15 protein-coding genes are annotated in these 18578 nt (G+C 39.8%); 7 read left to right on the top strand and 8 right to left on the bottom strand.

Going from position 1 to position 18578, the window contains the following annotated elements; all coding sequences use genetic code 11:
- The first annotated feature begins 83 nt into the window (after window positions 1–83).
- A complete protein-coding gene (locus AC2SLT_RS11370) occupies window positions 84–806 on the top strand; it encodes a sulfate/molybdate ABC transporter ATP-binding protein (protein WP_486547766.1) in 723 nt (240 codons plus the stop codon).
- A gap of 261 nt (window positions 807–1067) precedes the next feature.
- Here AC2SLT_RS11370 and AC2SLT_RS11365 read toward each other — a convergent pair whose 3' ends face one another.
- Both AC2SLT_RS11365 and AC2SLT_RS11360 read right to left on the bottom strand, forming a co-directional pair.
- Window positions 1068–1991 (bottom strand): universal stress protein, encoded by a 924-nt coding sequence (locus AC2SLT_RS11365; protein WP_486547765.1) that lies wholly within the window; start codon window positions 1989–1991, stop codon window positions 1068–1070.
- 141 nt (window positions 1992–2132) lie between these two features.
- Window positions 2133–2462, bottom strand: a complete 330-nt coding sequence (locus AC2SLT_RS11360) for an ArsR/SmtB family transcription factor (RefSeq protein ID WP_486547764.1) — start codon at window positions 2460–2462, stop codon at window positions 2133–2135.
- Between the two features lie 340 nt (window positions 2463–2802).
- Between AC2SLT_RS11360 and AC2SLT_RS11355 the strand changes: the two genes are divergently transcribed.
- The 3 genes from AC2SLT_RS11355 (at window position 2803) to arsH (ending at window position 5571) form a co-directional block, all read left to right on the top strand.
- Window positions 2803–4092 (top strand): arsenic transporter, encoded by a 1290-nt coding sequence (locus tag AC2SLT_RS11355; RefSeq protein WP_486547763.1) that lies wholly within the window; start codon window positions 2803–2805, stop codon window positions 4090–4092.
- A gap of 108 nt (window positions 4093–4200) precedes the next feature.
- A complete protein-coding gene (locus AC2SLT_RS11350) occupies window positions 4201–4728 on the top strand; it encodes an arsenate reductase ArsC (RefSeq protein ID WP_486547762.1) in 528 nt (175 codons plus the stop codon).
- 75 nt (window positions 4729–4803) lie between these two features.
- A complete protein-coding gene (gene arsH / locus AC2SLT_RS11345) occupies window positions 4804–5571 on the top strand; it encodes an arsenical resistance protein ArsH (RefSeq protein ID WP_486547761.1) in 768 nt (255 codons plus the stop codon).
- Between the two features lie 189 nt (window positions 5572–5760).
- Here arsH and AC2SLT_RS11340 read toward each other — a convergent pair whose 3' ends face one another.
- From AC2SLT_RS11340 to AC2SLT_RS11330, 3 genes are all read right to left on the bottom strand, one after another.
- Window positions 5761–6504: a proteasome-type protease gene (locus AC2SLT_RS11340; RefSeq protein WP_486547760.1), complete on the bottom strand. Its 744-nt coding sequence runs from the start codon at window positions 6502–6504 to the stop codon at window positions 5761–5763.
- A gap of 247 nt (window positions 6505–6751) precedes the next feature.
- Entirely contained in the window at window positions 6752–7537 is a 786-nt protein-coding gene (locus AC2SLT_RS11335) for a transglutaminase family protein (protein ID WP_486547759.1), read from the bottom strand.
- 3 nt (window positions 7538–7540) lie between these two features.
- A complete protein-coding gene (locus AC2SLT_RS11330; protein ID WP_486547758.1) occupies window positions 7541–9832 on the bottom strand; it encodes a circularly permuted type 2 ATP-grasp protein in 2292 nt (763 codons plus the stop codon).
- Window positions 9833–10140: 308 nt separating this feature from the next.
- Between AC2SLT_RS11330 and AC2SLT_RS11325 the strand changes: the two genes are divergently transcribed.
- Window positions 10141–10860, top strand: coding sequence for a YidX family protein (locus AC2SLT_RS11325; RefSeq protein WP_486547757.1), 720 nt, complete (start codon window positions 10141–10143; stop codon window positions 10858–10860).
- A gap of 75 nt (window positions 10861–10935) precedes the next feature.
- Here the strand turns inward: AC2SLT_RS11325 and AC2SLT_RS11320 are convergent, their stop codons facing one another.
- Together AC2SLT_RS11320 and AC2SLT_RS11315 are read right to left on the bottom strand one after the other, a co-directional pair.
- Window positions 10936–12378, bottom strand: coding sequence for a DHA2 family efflux MFS transporter permease subunit (locus AC2SLT_RS11320; protein ID WP_486547756.1), 1443 nt, complete (start codon window positions 12376–12378; stop codon window positions 10936–10938).
- A 154-nt stretch (window positions 12379–12532) separates the two neighbouring features.
- Window positions 12533–13420 (bottom strand): alpha/beta fold hydrolase, encoded by an 888-nt coding sequence (locus tag AC2SLT_RS11315; protein WP_486547755.1) that lies wholly within the window; start codon window positions 13418–13420, stop codon window positions 12533–12535.
- A 254-nt stretch (window positions 13421–13674) separates the two neighbouring features.
- On the opposite strand from AC2SLT_RS11315, the gene yghU reads away from it, so the two are divergent.
- Complete coding sequence (gene yghU, locus AC2SLT_RS11310; RefSeq protein ID WP_486547754.1) at window positions 13675–14565, top strand: glutathione-dependent disulfide-bond oxidoreductase; 891 nt, start codon at window positions 13675–13677, stop codon at window positions 14563–14565.
- 481 nt (window positions 14566–15046) lie between these two features.
- Window positions 15047–16573, top strand: a complete 1527-nt coding sequence (gene csdA, locus AC2SLT_RS11305; protein ID WP_486547753.1) for a DEAD/DEAH box helicase CsdA — start codon at window positions 15047–15049, stop codon at window positions 16571–16573.
- 130 nt (window positions 16574–16703) lie between these two features.
- On the opposite strand, the gene AC2SLT_RS11300 is transcribed toward csdA, so the two are convergent.
- On the bottom strand, window positions 16704–18263 hold the full coding sequence (locus AC2SLT_RS11300; protein WP_486547752.1) for an L-serine ammonia-lyase: 1560 nt from the start codon (window positions 18261–18263) through the stop codon (window positions 16704–16706).
- Window positions 18264–18578: the final 315 nt, after the last annotated feature.

Raw genomic sequence — 18578 nt, 5'->3', positions numbered from 1 at the left:
AGTGTCAAAGATAAATGTTTCAAAAAATTTAAGATTTAGCGGTTAGAAAGTGCAACTCAATTGATAATTAAAAAGAGTGAAATATGAGTATAGATATTCAACATGTCCATAAATCCTTTGGCAATTTTGTGGCACTTAAAGACATTACGCTAAGTGTACCGACAGGTAAAATGACGACCTTATTAGGGCCATCAGGCTGTGGTAAGACGACCTTGTTACGAATCATTGCTGGCTTAGAATATGCCGATAGTGGACGGATTTTATTCGACGGCGAAGATGTGACCGATACTCCAGTTCAGAAGCGTCACATCGGCTTTATGTTTCAGCACTATGCGCTATTCCGTCATAAAACCATCAGTGAAAATATCGCCTTTGGGTTGAAGTTATTACCGAAAGATAAGCGTCCCACTAATAATGAGATCAAGCAGCGGGTAGAGCATTTGTTAGAGTTGGTTCAGTTACCGACCTTAGCCAATGCTTATCCGCATCAGTTATCCGGTGGTCAACGTCAACGTATTGCGCTGGCACGTGCTTTAGCGGTTCAACCGAAGTTGTTGTTATTAGATGAGCCATTTGGCGCACTGGATGCGAAAGTACGTAAAGAGCTACGCACTTGGCTGAAGTCGATTCATCATGAGCTAGGGGTTACCAGTATTATGGTAACCCATGATCAAGAAGAAGCCCGTGATGTCTCCGATGAGATTGTGGTCATGAATCATGGTTCAGTCGAGCAAATTGGCACACCAGACGCTCTTATCTCCCATCCTGCCAGTGACTTTGTGGCTGATTTCCTAGACTTGGTTTAATTTATAGTTATTGAGATTTTGTTTTAGTTAGGGCAACTGAGAGTAAATGAAGTTTATTTTTAATGTACTTAGATTATTTTACTCAATAAAAAAGACCTGATAGATATCAGGTCTTTTTTATGGCTACAATATTATTGATGGTATGTTATTGAGGGCTGTTATTTAAAGGTTGTTAGTGCCAGGTTTAAACGTTCAAAAAAATAGGCTGATAATAAGCGAAGTTGTATTATTGCAATGCCGTTTTATTAGTTTATTATTTTATTACCTTAGCAAAATAACAGGGGCAGTGGTTTTGGTTAACAGCTTGGTGGTGGTACTGCCCACCAATAGACGACGCCATTTTGAGTGACCATACGCACCGATGACAAACATGCTGATGTCATTTTCATGTCGAAAAGCGGTTAATGCTTCAACCACTTTGTCATGGTGACTTTTAAGTCCTTGCTGATTACTTTCTATAAGGTGTGCGGTTATATCAAATCCTGCATCACTCATTTTCTTCTGTGCTTTATATAGCGCCGTTTCATTGTCCGTGTCTTTATTGTCCACCATCACGATGTGACCTTTTAGATTCTTGGCAATCTGGTTATCGCATATAAGGTTTATCGCTTTTTTGGCTGTTTCACTTCCGTCATACGCTACCATGTAAGAGTCTGGCGTGATAAATCCATCGGAACATACCATGATCGGAAGATTTACCGCACGGACCACGTTTTCAATCTGACTGCCGATATTCACATGATCATTCTGATGATCTTGGCCGCGCCGTCCTAAAATAATCACCCGACTGTCATTTACAAAGTGCTCGATTGCAGGCAGGAGTTTACTGCGGCGTAAATAGGTATAAACTTCCGCTTGCGGAAAGGTAGTCAATACATGGGCTTTGGCATCTTGTAATAAGGCTTCACCATGTTTGTTCGCTATCCGAGCTGTTTGTTCATCTAAAGAAGCCAACTCTGTTAATAGTGACTTACGGCTGTCCATGCCTATAGCACCGCTTAGATCATGACGATTGGATTTGGGCACATCAATCACGTGTAGCAGACTAACCGGTAAGCCTAGTTCACTGGCATACCATGACGCATAGTCACAGACTGATCGAGTCACATTTGAGCCATCAATACACGCCAAAACGGTATTATCTCCATTGATCGTATGGGGCACTGTGCTTTTTGTAACGGGCATATGGCTATCCTTTTTTATTCCTAGTTTACAACATAGCTAGTAAAGAGAAGCAAAACTTTATTATCAAGCCTGTTTAGGATTTAATCAAACGTTAAACTTAACCGCTTAGACTTATGAATTAATTTATGTCACTTATTCGCGTTAGTCGCAGCATGGATTGTCTATTTCATTATTTATTCCATTATGCATATTATTAAACGTGACGTTATCTGTTTCAATGGATTGGATAACATCCAAACACCACTGCGGCAATTCTGGATTAATGGCATACCACATCCAAGTGCCACGACGCTCAGCAGTAACAATACCCGCTTTACGTAAATGACTAAGATGACGGGAAATGGTGGGTTGTGGTTGATCAAGTCGTTCAGTGAGATCGCAAACACACACTGAGTTTTGTGCCCGCATTTGAAGGACCAGCTTTAGTCGAGTAGCGTCAGATAAGGCTTTAAAAAATAGAACCGGTTGCATAAGAAGTCTTATTAATAGGAGTTAGATAAGTAATGGAGCTGGCATAATAATAAAAATATACCTTTTCTATAAAAGAACCTATCTTTGTCAGGTTCACAGAACCTACTATTTGTAGCGTTGGTACTCGCCTTCCTCGATAGATTAATTTCTAGATTTGGTATTATATTTCTAGTAATTAGGTTATATTCGTATATCCGAATATAGTATAATTGTCATTAATTTAGTTTACACTTTTAAGTGAACAGTCTACTCAGTACAGATTCTTATACTAGCATACCCACAATATTTAAGCTGTAGAGCCCTTTTAATTGTAAAGCCCTTTTATAAATAGAGACTCACTATGTTACTTGCCAGCCTTATTTTTATTTTTACCCTAGTACTGGTCATTTGGCAACCCCGGGGGCTTGGTATCGGAGTCAGTGCCACTATTGGTGCAATCGTGGCATTACTAGTCGGGGTCATTAGCTTTAGCGACATACCTGTGGTTTGGGATATTGTTTGGAATGCTACCTTTGCTTTTATTGCGATTATCATCATTAGTTTATTGCTGGATCAAGCTGGATTTTTCGAGTGGATAGCGCTTCATGTTGCCAGAATAGGGGGCGGAAATGCTAACAAACTATTTGCATTGATTGTGTTACTAGGTGCAGTGGTTGCCGCTTTGTTTGCCAATGATGGGGCAGCACTTATACTCACGCCCATTGTGATTGCTATGCTATTAAAGATGCGAGTCTCAGCCGCCACAACCTTAGCGTTTATCATGGCAGCAGGATTTATCGCAGATACAGCAAGCTTGCCATTAGTCGTCTCAAACTTAGTCAATATTGTATCAGCAGACTTCTTTGATATTAGCTTTGATCGCTATGCGCAAGTGATGGTGCCGGTCAATATAGTCTCTGTGTTAAGCTCCTTAGTAGTGTTATATATGTTTTATCGCCAAGATATACCCTCAAGCTATGATGTGGCGAGTTTACCGAAGCCAAGTACGGCTATAAAAGACAGTGTTACCTTTTATACTGGTTGGCTAGTGCTACTGGCTTTGTTAGTCGGATTCTTTGTGCTAGAGCCATTAGGTATCCCCATTAGCTTAATAGCTGGATGTGGTGCGCTGGTATTAATGATTACCGCGATCGTGAATAAAAAGCTATCGGTAACTACCGTGATTAAAGGGGCACCTTGGCAAGTCGTGATTTTTTCGTTGGGTATGTATCTAGTGGTTTATGGCCTTAAAAATGAAGGATTAACCGATTATCTGGCGATAGCATTAAACGCTTTAGGGCACCAAGGACTATGGGCGGCCACGATCGGAACAGGTTTTATGTCTGCTGGACTGTCTTCAATAATGAATAATATGCCAACGGTATTGATTCAGTCTTTGGCGATAGCGGATACCAACCAGCCTGATATGATCACACAAGCGATGGTGTATGCCAACGTGATTGGTTCGGATCTTGGGCCGAAGATTACGCCGATTGGCTCTCTAGCAACGTTGCTATGGCTGCATGTGCTGGCAAGTAAGGAGGTGGTTATTACTTGGGGGTATTATTTTAAAGTGGGTATTGTTTTGACCGTACCGGTACTCTTAGCAACGTTGACCGCATTGGCACTATGGCTACCTATTGTTAGTTAGCGGCATAAGGGGTCCGAAAAATATCAATGATATAAAATAGCCTAAGCAAAAAATTAAACTCTTATAATAAATAATTCACTCCACATATCAATTAAAGTAACTTATCTTATGAAACCTTTAAAAATTCTCTATATCTGTACTCATAACCGCTGCCGTAGTGCACTCTCAGAAGCGATTACCAATCAGATGGCAAGCGACAAGCCAAGTGAGACGACAGGTGAACGTCGATTGATCGCTAAGAGTGCGGGTAGTGCACCCTCTGGTAAAGTGCATCCACTGACAGTGAGGTATTTGACAGAAGCAGGCTATGCGACTGAGGGTCTGACCAGTAATTCGTGGGATGACGCTGAATATATGGGCGACTTCGAACCTGATTTGTTAGTAACGGTATGTGATAATGCCGCCGGCGAAAGTTGTCCTATCTGGCTTGGCAGTTTACCGAATATGGTCAAGATGCATTGGGGACTGGCAGATCCCTCTAAGCATACCGATGATCCGGTGCAAACCAAACAGAACTTTGCCGAGACCATAGCCATGATTGAACAAAGAGTTGCCACCTTAAATGATATTGCCAACTTACCATTAGAACAACGTCATAGTGCCCTTATTGCCTTAAAAAATAGCCTAAGCAAATAAAATTAAATTCGCTATACACCTTAAACTTCACCTCCAAAGAAACAATTAACTCAACAAACAAGTAAATAAAAATTTATGACAAATTCTACAAGAATATCTAACAACCTAAATTTATCCAAGCTACCTAATATAGAAAAAGAACAATTTCAAATACCATCAACCACTGATTTTACTAAAACATATAGCAATCATCCGCCTAAGATTGTGCTGTTGTATGGGTCTTTAAGAGACGTCTCTTATAGCCGTTTAGTGGTAGAGGAGTGTGCACGTTTATTGCATGCTATGGGTGCTGAAACCAAGATTTACAATCCACAAGGATTACCCTTACCTGATAGTGAGGACATCAGTCATCCGAAAGTGGCTGAGCTAAGAGAATTGGTTCAGTGGAGTGAGGGTATGGTTTGGTGCTCCCCCGAACGCCATGGGGCAATGACTGGCATTATGAAGTCACAAATTGACTGGATACCTTTATCAATCGGCGCTGTCAGACCGACTCAAGGCAAGACCTTAGCAGTGATGCAGGTCAATGGTGGTTCGCAGTCTTTTAATACGGTCAATCAACTGCGAATATTGGGACGCTGGATGCGTATGATTACTATCCCTAACCAGTCCTCTGTACCCAAAGCTTTCTTAGAATTTGAAGACACTGAAGACACACACGGTAATACGATTAAACGCATGAAGCCGTCAGGGTACTATCTACGTATTGTTGATGTGATGGAGGAGTTAATTAGATTTACGCTATTAACCCGGGATAATGCCGAATATTTAGTCGATAGATATTCTGAAAGGGTGGAGAGCGCTGAAGAATTGATGAAGCGGGTTAATCAAAACGACCTTTAAATATCATAAACTAAATTAAATATAATAGCCTAAGCAAATAGAAATATCTAAACACTAAACATTATAAGTTAAAAATTACTCAAAAAAGAAAATCATTTTCTAACTAAAAATGAACCCTTTTTGATTAAGAGGGCTCATTTATATATTATAACCAATTGAACTTAAATTATTATAGATCAATCAAACACTTTAAACTTTCCAGTAATCTTCAGGATAGTCTGGAAGGCCCAGTAATGTATTAGATAAGGCTTCAGACCACAGCTTACTTAACTCACTAAAATACTCATCATTTTCACATATACGGCGAATAATAGGTTTTTTAAAATTGTCATTTTTGTAAATAACCATATCGATGGGCATACCAACAGATAAGTTTGAGCGGATGGTTGAATCAAAAGACAACATAAGCGCTTGGGCAGCATGATGTAAATCTATATCGAACTTAACCGAACGATCCAAAATGGGTTTGCCGTATTTACTTTCACCTAACTGAAAAAATGGGGTATCTTCTGACGCTCGAATACAGTTACCTTCTGGGTAAATCATATACAACTCTGACTTCTGTCCGTTAATCTGACCCCCTAATAAGAAGGTACTGTCAAAGGTTGAGCTAACATCGTCGTTGGCAACATTTTGAGCTTTAGCAATAACTTCTCGGACTAACTCACCAACCATCTCGGCGGCATCAAACAACGTCAATACGGTCAATAAATTCTGATCAAGGCGCTGATCAATTGCATTTTGTAGTTTGGTAAAAACGGCTTGCGATGTGGCAAGGCTACCTGCCGTTTGAATCACAATACTTCTTTCACCGTCAATACCATAAGTATATAACTTACGGAACGTAGAGATATGATCAACACCGGCATTTGTACGAGTATCACTTGCGAATACCATACCGTCCTTTATTCTTAATGCAGCGCAATATGTCATATAAATCCTATTAATAGAGTAGGGGGTGAGGGGCTAACTGCTAGGTTTTAAGTTCACAATTTAGGAATCTAGCTAAAAACGCTATCACAACGCTATAAAACTTAGTTTAATTAGATAAGTGAACTCTAAAGTACCCTAAAGCAAATAAACTGAAGCGCATTTTAATCAAATTTTAATAATTTAATAGCCAAGATTTGTTAGTTATTGTATGTTCGTTTCAGTATAACGTTAAGAGATAGCATCGCTCTTAATTTATGCGATTAACCATGACTTGACTATACAGATTTTCATAACCACCACCGATACGGACACCGCGAACGGGGGCAGCATCCAGATAGTCACGCCCTATGGCCACATAAACATGATTACTAGGCGTAAATAATTGGTTTGAGATATCAAAGGTATACCAATATCCATCTAGGTACGCTTCAGCCCAAGCGTGACTTGACATATGATTTTGATCAGGATCATAAATATAACCAGACACATAGCGCGCTGGAATGAGAAAGTCTCTTAGGCAACCTAAAAACACATGAGTATGGTCCTGACAAACACCCGCACCTATCTCAAAACTTTCTTTAGCAGTCGTCCCAACATGCGTTACATTAGGCGTGTAAGGCATTTGAGAAATAAGTGCCTTTGCAAACTCTATAAGACTGTCATGATTCGGTGAGGTTAAATAAGGAGAAGCAAATTCACGCATTTGTGTTGAGCAGATCGTCAAGGGTGTTTGAACGGTGAACAGTAAATAAGGGATCTCTCCGGTATCTTGGATGCTTTGAGTTGACGTATCAATTTCAACGATGCCAGATGCTTGCATCTGTAAATTATCATGCAATTCATTACGACTTAATGTGAACCAAGTATTGCCAAAGCCATCCTTTAAAGAAGTGGCAAGTTTCGGTAACATGACCGTCCATTCATGCACCGTTTGATGTGGTAAATGCATGGGCGACATTCTTATGTATTGCACACTTCGCTGAGCAAGCTCTGCATAATAATAATTCGTTTGATGATTAATATTAAGTTTCATAGTCTATACACCCTGCTGTAGTAAAGAGTTGAATTCTTGACTTAATTGACTGTATTCATCATATGCTTGTGACTGCATTAACTGATTGGTCAATCGAATCAGCTCTCTCCATCGTGTATTTTGCGGTAAGTTGTTCACACACTCTTTAAAGTGGATACAGATATCCGTAACCTCTTCGCCTAATAACACCATGCGTTCTAACTCTTCAAAGTAGCGGCCCAGTTGCCAAAAGCAGGTGACCGTAGGATGCTCTTGCTTCATAGCAGCGTTACACGCCTTAAGCTGAAGGGTTGCCGCACGGTAAGTGCCAGCACTGGATAGACGTTTAATTAAGTTATATAACTCAGCGGTATCTTTACCAAGTACACCTTTTGCTTCTTGTACATTGGCTTCAATCGCCTCGATAACACTTGGTATTTTTACACTTTCTAAATCTTGCAAGACACCTAGTATGGCGGACTGTGCGTTGTAATAATCGTTTTGCGAACTATCAGCATTAAAGCCCAGATGATGGACAAGTTTATTGATATCGGCATCGTTTAGCTCATTTTTAATAAGTTTATTCATTACCGCATCGTAATAGTGCAATCGTTCACTATATCTACCCAACCAAACAAGATGATTGGCAGTAGACAATAGCAGTATCATTGGTGCATCATCATTACTCTCATAACCCACTTCAACAGGATATGCGGTCACATTGCGATAGGTATGACGTGCCGCGATAGAGTCAATAATTAAATCTTTAGTGTCATTTAGTAGGCTGCTATTGTTTGATTTACTAACTGAGTCATCGACAATCCAAGTATCTTTAACACCGCCACCTTGGGATGAGTTAACCACCAGCGATCCTTCAACCATCGCAACCCGAGTTAGACCCCCTGGGACAATATCTACACTATTATCGCCATGGCTTAATATAAAGGGACGTAGGTCAATGTGACGTGGAGATACCCCATCAGCTACTGTTGTAGGGTTGGTTGACAATGAAATAGTCGGCTGCGCCACAAATCCTGCTGGATTATCAAGTAAACGCTTACGATAATTCTCAATCTCTTGCTTAGTGGACGTCGGACCGATTAGCATTCCATACCCTCCTGAGCCTTGAGTCTCTTTGACCACCAGTTTGTCAAGATTGCTCAACACATATTTGAGATCATCAGGCTTGCGGCATTGGTACGTAGTGACATTTGGTAAAATAGGATCTTCATCAAGATAAAATTTAATCATATCGGGTACAAACGGATATAACCCTTTGTCATCTGCGACACCAGTACCTGGGGCATTGACAATGACCACATTCCCTGCGCGGTAGGCACTCATCAATCCTGAAACCCCTAATATCGAATCAGACTTAAAGGCAAGGGGATCTAAAAAAGGATCATCAATACGGCGATAAATAATATCAACCTGAACGTTACCGCGAATACCTTGCATGTACACTTTGCTATCTTCAACGATTAAATCGTAGCCGTGAACCAAGGGCACGTGCATCTCATTTGCTAAGTAGGCATGCTCATAATAAGCACTATTAAATCTGCCCGGTGTTAAAATAACGATTTGAGGATCGTACTTATCGGTAGAGCTTGCTAAACAAGCTTTAAGACGTTGCGGATAATCATCGACGCTTAAGACAGAAGCAGCTTGATATAGCTCAGGTAGTAGCATTTTAGATATGTTACGACTTTCAAGCATATAAGACACACCAGATGGTGTACGCAAATTGTCTTCTAACACACAAAACCTGCCATCTTCATCACGAATTAAGTCAATGCCACTGATATGCGAATAGATAGGTTTGTCTAATTTAATATTCATCATCCACGGCTCATAGCAACCACTGGCAAAGACGTAAGACTCTGGTACGACGCCAGATTTCATTATATGCTGCTCATGATAAATATCATCCAAGAACATATTCAACGCATTTATTCGTTGTTTGCAGCCCTTTTCAACCGTTTGCCATTCACTTAGACTGATTATCCTTGGGATAATGTCAAAAGGTATCATCCGTTCAATATTTTGTGCATCGCTATAGACTGTAAAGGTTACGCCTTTCCTATAGAATATATCGGCCGCTTTGTCATTATATTGAGTCAGCTCATCAAGGTTAGAGCTTTCTAACCAGTCACCTACTTTCTTAGCGACCTCGCGATACTCTGAGTCACTGGCTTTGAGCTCATCATAGCTAGGTCGCTTTGTAAATTCAGTTGGATATTCTGACTTTGTTTGGGTTTGACTTTGCGTTTGAGTTTGAGACTGCGTGCTATTATTTGAAGATGCTTTTGAAGACATAATTAACTTCCTTTAAAGTCTAAAGCCTTTGTATCCTTACTTACTCATTATTAATATTATAATATCGATTAAAGTAAGAGAAATCTAATATTGTTTAGGAACTTAACCTTAGTATAGAACTTGCAAAGTTCATTCCACATACTGTATTAAAATGACCAGTAGTGAAAATTAAGATGGCGATACGCTAATATAGACGAAATATGAACAACGTATGACCAAAATGTGAATATTTAGCCTTTATAAAATTTTAGTCATAATGTGACAATAATAGTATGACGATGAATCTCTACTAGCACCAAAGGACTATAATGTTAAAAATAAACCATAAATCGAGTTATTTAAATGCTCTAAATTTTAAAGCCACATTTATAATAGTGATTACTATATTAACTCTATTTATGAGTGGTTGTGTATCCCTAAATAAAAATAATATTGAAGATATCGATACTAGTTATGACGATGCGCCTACAGATGTTATTCGTAATATTGGATATCCGATGTATCAAGGTGTAAGGCAAAAGGGCATGGTGCTAATGGGAGATAATTACTCTTACTTAATTTCATCAGGTGACGAGGCTCTTGAGCGGTTAATGACATTAAACGCTCATAACGTACAATTAAAACAACCGATTTTGATTGATAAATACCCTGACAACAGCGTTAAAATAACTCTAAATGTCACTTTTACCCCTTCTTCTGATGATTTTAAAATGATTGCACAATCAGGTTTCAGATCGCTTTGTCTTAACAATGAGACGAACCTGCAAAGCCCTTCAACGATTCAATCGGAATTGATCTTAGAGTATGGGTGCCAAATTCATTTAGAAGGCGGTATGTACCAGCCATTAGCGACTGCTCAAAGTAGCTATAAATTGGATGACGGTGTAGCAGCAGTCATTCGAACGTTAAATAAGGAAAGGCTGCCAAACCAAGCTGAAGTAGGGGTCATCCCTAGAGGAGTGGTCATTGAGGCTATTAATATCCCTTTACAATTATTAATGATAGGAAAAAATCTAGGCGGGTTGTGATCAGAAAAGTTGCGATAATTTCACCCAAATAAATATTAATATTGCACCTAAATACTATATGACGAAAATTAACGTTTAATACATACCTTGTCCGTCATCAGTATTTAATCGCAGGAAATACAAGCCAGACAAAATTGTGATGATACCCATTACCCAGAAGGTACTGGTAAATGCGGTCGTGGTTTCAAAGTTAAAGCGATCATTAAAGATGACCAACACTGCCGCACCGAACGCCAGTCCAAAACTCATCGCCAACTGTTGGTTTACCGCCATCAAACTATTACCACTACTGGTCTGAGTCCCTTTTAAATCCCCAATAGTAATGGTGTTCATCGCACTAAATTGTAAAGAGTTACAGCCCCCCATGATAAATAAAATAGGAGCTATAAAGTACCAAGGCATACTGGCGTCAAACTGTCCTATCATAATGATCAAAATACCCAATAGAGTTGTATTGGAAAGTAATACCTTACGATAAGAGAGTTTACGAATGATGGGGCTTACCCAAGGCTTTACAACCATTGAACCTGCGGCAATAGGCATTAGTAACCAGCCTGCTTGAGAAGGGGTATAATGAAAAGCGACCTGTAATAACAAAGGTAGAAGATAAGGAACGCCACTGATACCTAAGCGGGTAAATAAATTACCAATAATCCCGACTTTAAAGGTTCGCACTGAAAATAATGATAATGGAAATAAAGGTGCAGCATGTCTTCTGGCATGAGCGGCATAACCAAATAATAGTGATAGTCCTAATATAATAAATCCTATTGCAAGTGCGGTGTCTTCAGGACGTGAAATCATCTCAACCGCTAAAGTTAATAAAGCGGCTGCAGAGGCAAATAATCCAAAACCTAACCAATCAAATTTCGCTACTTTCTCAAATAAATCAGGCGCAAATTTTAGTGCAAGCACCAGTCCTAAGGCACCCATGGGTATATTAATCAAAAAAATCCATTCCCAGCTGGCATACTCTACGATATAGCCTCCAACCAATGGACCGATTAATGGGGCGATAAGAGCGGGTATTACCGCATAATTCATAACGGTCAGTAGTTTATTCCGAGGAAAAGACTTAAATAAAATCAACCGAGCAACGGGTGTCATCATTGCACCGCCAATACCTTGTATGACTCTTGAAGCGACTAAGATATCAAGCGTTGGAGACAACGCACAAAACAATGACCCCATACTGAAAATAATAAGAGATGCAAAAAATACCTTTCGAGTACCGAATTTATCAGCAAGATAGCCACTCACTGGAATAAAAATGGCTAGAGTTAGAGCATAACTAATCACCGCCCACTGCATTTTTAAGGGTGACTCACCGAGCGCAACAGCCATTCGTGGCAATGCCGTATTTAGAATAGTGGCGTCTAGAATCTGCATAAACAAAGCCACTGCCATGACAAAGGGCAGGAACTTAGCTTGTTTAGGCGTGAGTTTGACTTTTGGATCAGTATCTTGAGTTGGTGACGCTATATTTGAAGTAGTTGAGCTTGATGAATTATTAGACATAAGAAGACCTAAATATTTAGGTTTATTTATTGGGAATAAACAATTGTCTATATTATCATGACACCTTCTTCAACTATTTAGTGTTAATGTTAGTGCGCTGATACTAGGCTTGATATTTAAAATTAACCTTATGCAATCTAGTCAGTTACTAACTTCAAACTGACTTCAAATTTTCATAAATAGCCTCAATCACTTTATCTGGTCTTTTAACCCAAATGCCGTGCTGATTACCTTTAAGATCGTCATCTAGCTTAACTCTGACAATATTAGAAGTTGCACAAAGATCGGCGAGTTTTTGGGTGGCTGTTAAGGGAGCAAAGTCATCGCCAATAATGTTAATATATAAACCACGGCCTTTATTACTATCCATTTGTTGAGTTATAAAATCAAATTTATTCGTAAGAGCGATTCTGCACCAATTGTGCATCATCGTTTTGGCTTCACGCTCTCCCAAACCTATCTTATAACCTGGTAGAAATCCATAAAGTCTTATCAAACCTTGAATGATGGCAACCGCTGACAATATTCTAATACGTCCACGACCCCGCCAGCTTTTATAATGGGTACTACCACAAGCGATACCTATAATTGGTACATTGTGAATGGCTGAATAAATTGTACCAAGATGCCCACCCAAACTATGACCAACTAATACGATATCGTTATTTGGCGCATATTCTTTGGCTTTTTGAACCAAATCATGAACAAAATGATTCACCAGTTCATCGTAGCCGTAATCAATGCCCCGTTTTATATGTGGTTTATTTTCACCACAATTTGGATAATCGGCACTGATAACAGTAAACCCTTTTTCAGTCAGCCCCTTTATAAGCTTGTCATATTTTTTTATGGTTACGCCCAGCGCATTAAGCATGATAAGGGTTGTTTTTGACGCTCTGCTCTCATCACTATGTTCAGCTCCGTAATTTAGAACACTGTTATTTTGAGTACTGGAATCAGCAATGTGATCCGAGGAAGGGGTGCTAATATTGACATTAACAGGGTAGGCGCCATTTGTGGTTTCAAATTGAAAACGTGTCACGATAGATTGTCCTTAATCTTGTTTTAAATGTGAGTATTCAAGTATAGTTTTATAATATGTTTTCTTTATAACTTCTCCTATATATATCATAATGACCAGGCATACAGCATATTAATCAAATTTTTTAATTAATATTACCTAAATTAATGTTAAGTTGTATTAGATTATCATAATACGAAAAGACAAGAATTAAAAAACTAGCCAATATAAACTAATAACAACTAAAAAATACAACCTCACAATAAGGATAAATTATGAATACCACTTCTATTAATGAGTCAAACAGCCAGCCTACTAATCAATCAGACAATCAAACCACTACTAACCATACTGCCTATACACCTCCAAAAGTATGGCAACCTGTGGAAGGCAACGGCGGCAAGTTTGCCAACACCAATAAACCAACAGCTGGGGCAAGACAGCATCAAACTCTACCAAAAGGCAATAACCCCCTACAGCTATACTCACTTAACACACCCAATGGCGTTAAAATAAACATCTTGCTTGAAGAGTTGGCGGAGTTGGGGGTGAATGGGGCGGAGTATGATGCCTTCTTAATTAATATCATGGAAGGTGATCAGTTTGGCTCAGACTTTGTTGAGATTAATCCAAATTCTAAAATTCCGGCTTTAGTTGATTATACCAATCAAGATGTCCCTGTGAATGTCTTTGAGTCTGGCGCAATAATGATGTATTTGGCTGAGAAGTTTGAAAGGTTTATACCTTTGGCGACTGATAATCCCAATGAACGAGCGACTTGCTTAAGCTGGATAATGTGGCAAATGGGAAGCGCCCCTTATGTCGGTGGTGGATTTGGTCACTTTTATAACTACGCGCCATATCCAATGCAGTATCCGATTGATAGATTTAGCATGGAAACCAAACGTCAATTAGATGTTTTGGATAAGCACCTCGCGAATAACGAATACATGTTAGGTGACGGGGACGCTTGCTACTCTATCGCCGATATGATTATCTGGCCGTGGTATGGACGTTTGGCGCTTGATGAGCTATATGACAATGCAGGAACGTTCTTAGATGTGCAAAGTTATACTCATTTACAGCGATGGGCTAATAAAATAGCCGACCGTCCAGCAGTAAAGAGGGCAGTTGCGCTTGAATTGACACCTATTAAAGACAGTTAAAGATTCAAAATAAACTGGCTAACACTATTTACTAAATATAGTGTCATCAATACAGTCAAAAAATGGTAGGTGATTGACTTTAAAAAGATAATTTAAAATAATCCACCTATTAAAATTAGTTGTGTTATACTATGCGCCTTGCTGATTGATAACATCGCCCGCAATTGTCGTCTGGAGAAGACACCTTTTAAAATTGTTGCCGATGATTTTGCTATTAGCCAAATTCATGACATTATGAAATAGTAGACTTAAAGTCTTAAATTACATAATTTTTTTATAAAATGATTTATTAAAAAATAAGTGTCATACCGGCTAATAAACTCACGGTAACAACCACCAAAATACGTTGCTAAACTGTACATCGGATGTACAATTTAATTAACGCTTATCTGTGTTGTGCCTTATACTTCTAACTGTTCACTATTTGCCATCAGCATTGGCAAAGTAATATAGTGCCAGTAAAAAAAATGGACACACATTTATGTCGAATTTAGACAACTCAAACACTAATACTTCTAATCCTCTTGATAACGCATTAAACACTGCTACCGATGAAGCTCAAGGCGTCATTAAAACTGACGACGATCTAAGCTTTGTTGATTTAGAGCTAGCGCCTGAGCTTATCGATGCGCTAACCGCAAGTGGCTATGAAATGCCAACCCCAATTCAAGCACAAGCAATCCCACCTGCTATGGCGGGTCGTGACCTATTACTATCTGCACAAACGGGTAGTGGTAAAACTGCTGCATTCGTACTTCCCATGCTTGACAAAATCATTCGTGAAAAAGCCACTAATAAAGTTGTTCACACCGTGATCTTAACGCCAACGCGTGAACTTGCTAACCAAGTAAGCGATAGCGTACGTCAATATAGCTCAAAAACTCGTAACATCTTTAGTGTACCCTTAGTTGGTGGCGCTCCTTACGGTGGTCAGATTCGTGCACTTAATAAAGGTGTTCAGGTTATTATCGCAACGCCAGGTCGTTTCATCGATCACATGAACTCAGGCCGTATTGATTTATCACAATTAGATATTCTAATTCTTGATGAAGCCGATCGCATGCTTGACATGGGCTTTGCTGATGATATCGAAAAAGTCATGAAAGCGGCGCCTAAAACTCGTCAAACGATTATGTCATCTGCTACATGGGATGGACCGGTCGGCAAAATCGCAGCCAGCTTTACTAACAACCCTGAACGTATCGCTATTAAAGTTGAAACGGCTCACATTGATGAATCTGTCTATTATGCAGATGATTTTAATCATAAAAATCGTTTACTTGATACGCTATTGACTCAAAAAGACGTTAATCAAGCTATTGTATTCGCAGCGACCAAGCGTAGCTGTGAAACATTGGCAAAAAGCTTAAAAGAGCAAGGCCATAAAGCCAGTTTCTTACATGGTGACCTGCCACAAGCGAAACGTACTCGTATCATTAATGACTTAAAAGCGGGTAAAATTACCATACTAGTTGCAACCGACGTTGCTGCTCGTGGTATTGATGTGAGCGGTATCACTCACGTATTTAACTATGATTTACCCCGTCAAACAGAAGATTACGTGCATCGCATCGGTCGTAGTGGCCGTGCTGGCCGTACAGGTATCGCCATTAACATCTGTAGCATTGATGATCGTCCACAACTAGAAGCAATCAACCGTTATCTTAAACGTACAATGCCTGTTCTAGAAATAGAAGGCATGGAACCTAAGAAAAACACCAAAGATATGAAAGTAGGTTCTGACTCTAAACGTGGTCGTGGTGGCAATCGCCGTGGTGGTCCTGGTGCTGGTAATCGCCGTGGTGGTAATGGTGGCGGTGGCTATCGTGGTAAGACCTCTAACAGTGAAGGCGCACGCTCTGGTAATTCTGACAACAAACCTTCAGGTCGTCGCTTCGGTGGTAAACCAGCCGGTTCAGGTGGCGCAGGCAAACCGAGTGGTCAACGCCGTGGTGGTCCCTCTCGCTCAGGCGAAGGCCGTCCAGCACGTCGCAGCAGCAACGGTTAATTGCTAAAGCAGCTTTTATATACGCTATCTGAATCCTAGATAGCATAAAAAAGACCAGCTTCATTTGAAGCTGGTCTTTTTTGGTTTAAACGTTATAAAAAACTCAAATAAATAAAAAACGATATTATCTTTAACACTGCGGATAGCCTACACCGACCTCAACCATTTCAATACGTGATCCATCTATGCTGCCATCATTAGGGTTATAAGCATGCACCGCAAGCCCGCCCATCGCCGTCTCTTTATACTTATCCATCATATCCGCTCCCGTGGCTTTCATCGTTGCAATAGCTTTATCCAGAGACACATGGTGTTCACCATCACCTCGGCTTGCCAGCCGTGCGGCGTTGATTGCTTTAACAGCACCCATTGCATTTCTCTCAATACAAGGTATTTGTACCAATCCGCCGATTGGGTCACAGGTTAGACCTAAATTATGTTCAATACCAATCTCAGCTGCATTGGTGCACTGCGAGGGAGTCAATCCCATGACATGAGCAAGACCTGCCGCTGCCATAGCGCATGCAGAGCCCACTTCACCTTGACAGCCTACTTCTGCACCAGAGATTGAGGCATTTTGTTTAATAATAGTGCCGATAGCTGCGGCCGTTAATAAAAACTCACGAACCCCTTGCAGACTATAATGAGATATGAAGTCACGATAATAGTGGAGTACCGCTGGGATGATACCAGCGGCACCGTTGGTTGGGGCAGTGACGACACGTCCACCATTTGCATTTTCTTCATTAACCGCTAGCGCAAATAAATCAACCCAATCCATCGCCATTAACTTATCACTGTGATTCTTTGGATTATCAAGCTCACTAAGTAGCTGTTGATAGAGCGTTCTGGCACGTCGTTTAACATTCAGACCCCCAGGCAATACACCATTGCCTTCACAGCCATTTTTAACGCATTGTTGCATTACTTCCCAGACATCATCTAGATATTGATAAATGGTCTCCTCGTCACGCAATGACAGCTCATTGGCCAACATAATGTCACTGATAGTCAAATTATGCTTTTTGCATTGTTCCAAAAGCTCATTACCATTTGTAAAAGGGTAGGGCACAGTACTGTCACTGGTTATTGCCACACTATCGGCAGCATGAGAATTATGAGTGTCTGCTAAATTCTCTGCGTTGGGATTATCAAGCTCCTCTGCGGTAGCGACAAACCCACCACCGATTGAATAGTAAGTTCTGCTAACCGCTAGACCCTTATCCTGATTATTTATAGTATGAGATACCTCAATATCTTGAGTATTCTTTTCTGTACGGCTGCCCTCATAGGTAAAGGCGGTAAAGCTAAGACCATTAGGGTGGTGTGGTAAACTGGTTTGGGGATGCCAAACAATATCAGTCTCGTAATCAAAGTCAATATTATGCTGTCCAGCTAAGTTTAAAACATGGTCGTTAAGTACGGGCGATAAATATTCAGTGACTTTGGTAGTATCAATTAAATTGGCTTTAAAACCCAATAATCCCAAAATACACGCTGTATCAGTTGCGTGGCCTTTGCCGGTAGAGGCAAGTGAACCATATAAATCGACTTTTACCCGTTTAATGTCTTTAAATTCAATATGCGACTTTAACTCTTCGATAAACATGCCAGCAGCGACCATCGGCCCCATAGTATGGGAGCTTGATGGGCCGATTCCAATTTTGAACATATCGAATAAACTAATCATTATGAAATCCTTGCTTCGATTCAACTTTTATTTTTAACTTTTATTTTTAAATTTGACGGTAACTTATACTTTGGATGCGTTTACTAAAATTGTTATGGATTAAGTAGCATTAAAATTTAAAACCACTGGGAATTAAAATGCAGTGACTTACATAAGTCCTAATGGCTTATCAAATTAGTTTATCTGAGTTAAGCGGTAACAAATTGAGCTATAACAAATATTGTGGGCTATTATAACTAATAGTTGACTGATACTATAACCATTCAACCGTTAGACTTATGTATAGTCGTGTCAGTAAATTCATACATAGCAAAT

The organism is Psychrobacter sp. CX18, assembly GCF_057396215.1.
Note: the sequence above shows the minus strand (reverse complement) of the source record. Positions and strands in the feature narration are given on the sequence as shown.

What these genes read in the sequence shown, in the direction of transcription:
- AC2SLT_RS11360 (WP_486547764.1), bottom strand. Translation starts at nt 2,462, where the DNA reads ATGCAACCGGTTCTATTTTTTAAAGCCTTATCTGACGCTACTCGACTA.
- AC2SLT_RS11350 (WP_486547762.1), top strand. Translation starts at nt 4,201, where the DNA reads ATGAAACCTTTAAAAATTCTCTATATCTGTACTCATAACCGCTGCCGT.
- AC2SLT_RS11300 (WP_486547752.1), bottom strand. Translation starts at nt 18,263, where the DNA reads ATGATTAGTTTATTCGATATGTTCAAAATTGGAATCGGCCCATCAAGC.
- AC2SLT_RS11365 (WP_486547765.1), bottom strand. Translation starts at nt 1,991, where the DNA reads ATGCCCGTTACAAAAAGCACAGTGCCCCATACGATCAATGGAGATAAT.
- csdA (WP_486547753.1), top strand. Translation starts at nt 15,047, where the DNA reads ATGTCGAATTTAGACAACTCAAACACTAATACTTCTAATCCTCTTGAT.
- yghU (WP_486547754.1), top strand. Translation starts at nt 13,675, where the DNA reads ATGAATACCACTTCTATTAATGAGTCAAACAGCCAGCCTACTAATCAA.
- AC2SLT_RS11370 (WP_486547766.1), top strand. Translation starts at nt 84, where the DNA reads ATGAGTATAGATATTCAACATGTCCATAAATCCTTTGGCAATTTTGTG.
- AC2SLT_RS11330 (WP_486547758.1), bottom strand. Translation starts at nt 9,832, where the DNA reads ATGTCTTCAAAAGCATCTTCAAATAATAGCACGCAGTCTCAAACTCAA.
- AC2SLT_RS11320 (WP_486547756.1), bottom strand. Translation starts at nt 12,378, where the DNA reads ATGTCTAATAATTCATCAAGCTCAACTACTTCAAATATAGCGTCACCA.
- arsH (WP_486547761.1), top strand. Translation starts at nt 4,804, where the DNA reads ATGACAAATTCTACAAGAATATCTAACAACCTAAATTTATCCAAGCTA.
- AC2SLT_RS11355 (WP_486547763.1), top strand. Translation starts at nt 2,803, where the DNA reads ATGTTACTTGCCAGCCTTATTTTTATTTTTACCCTAGTACTGGTCATT.
- AC2SLT_RS11340 (WP_486547760.1), bottom strand. Translation starts at nt 6,504, where the DNA reads ATGACATATTGCGCTGCATTAAGAATAAAGGACGGTATGGTATTCGCA.
- AC2SLT_RS11335 (WP_486547759.1), bottom strand. Translation starts at nt 7,537, where the DNA reads ATGAAACTTAATATTAATCATCAAACGAATTATTATTATGCAGAGCTT.
- AC2SLT_RS11325 (WP_486547757.1), top strand. Translation starts at nt 10,141, where the DNA reads ATGTTAAAAATAAACCATAAATCGAGTTATTTAAATGCTCTAAATTTT.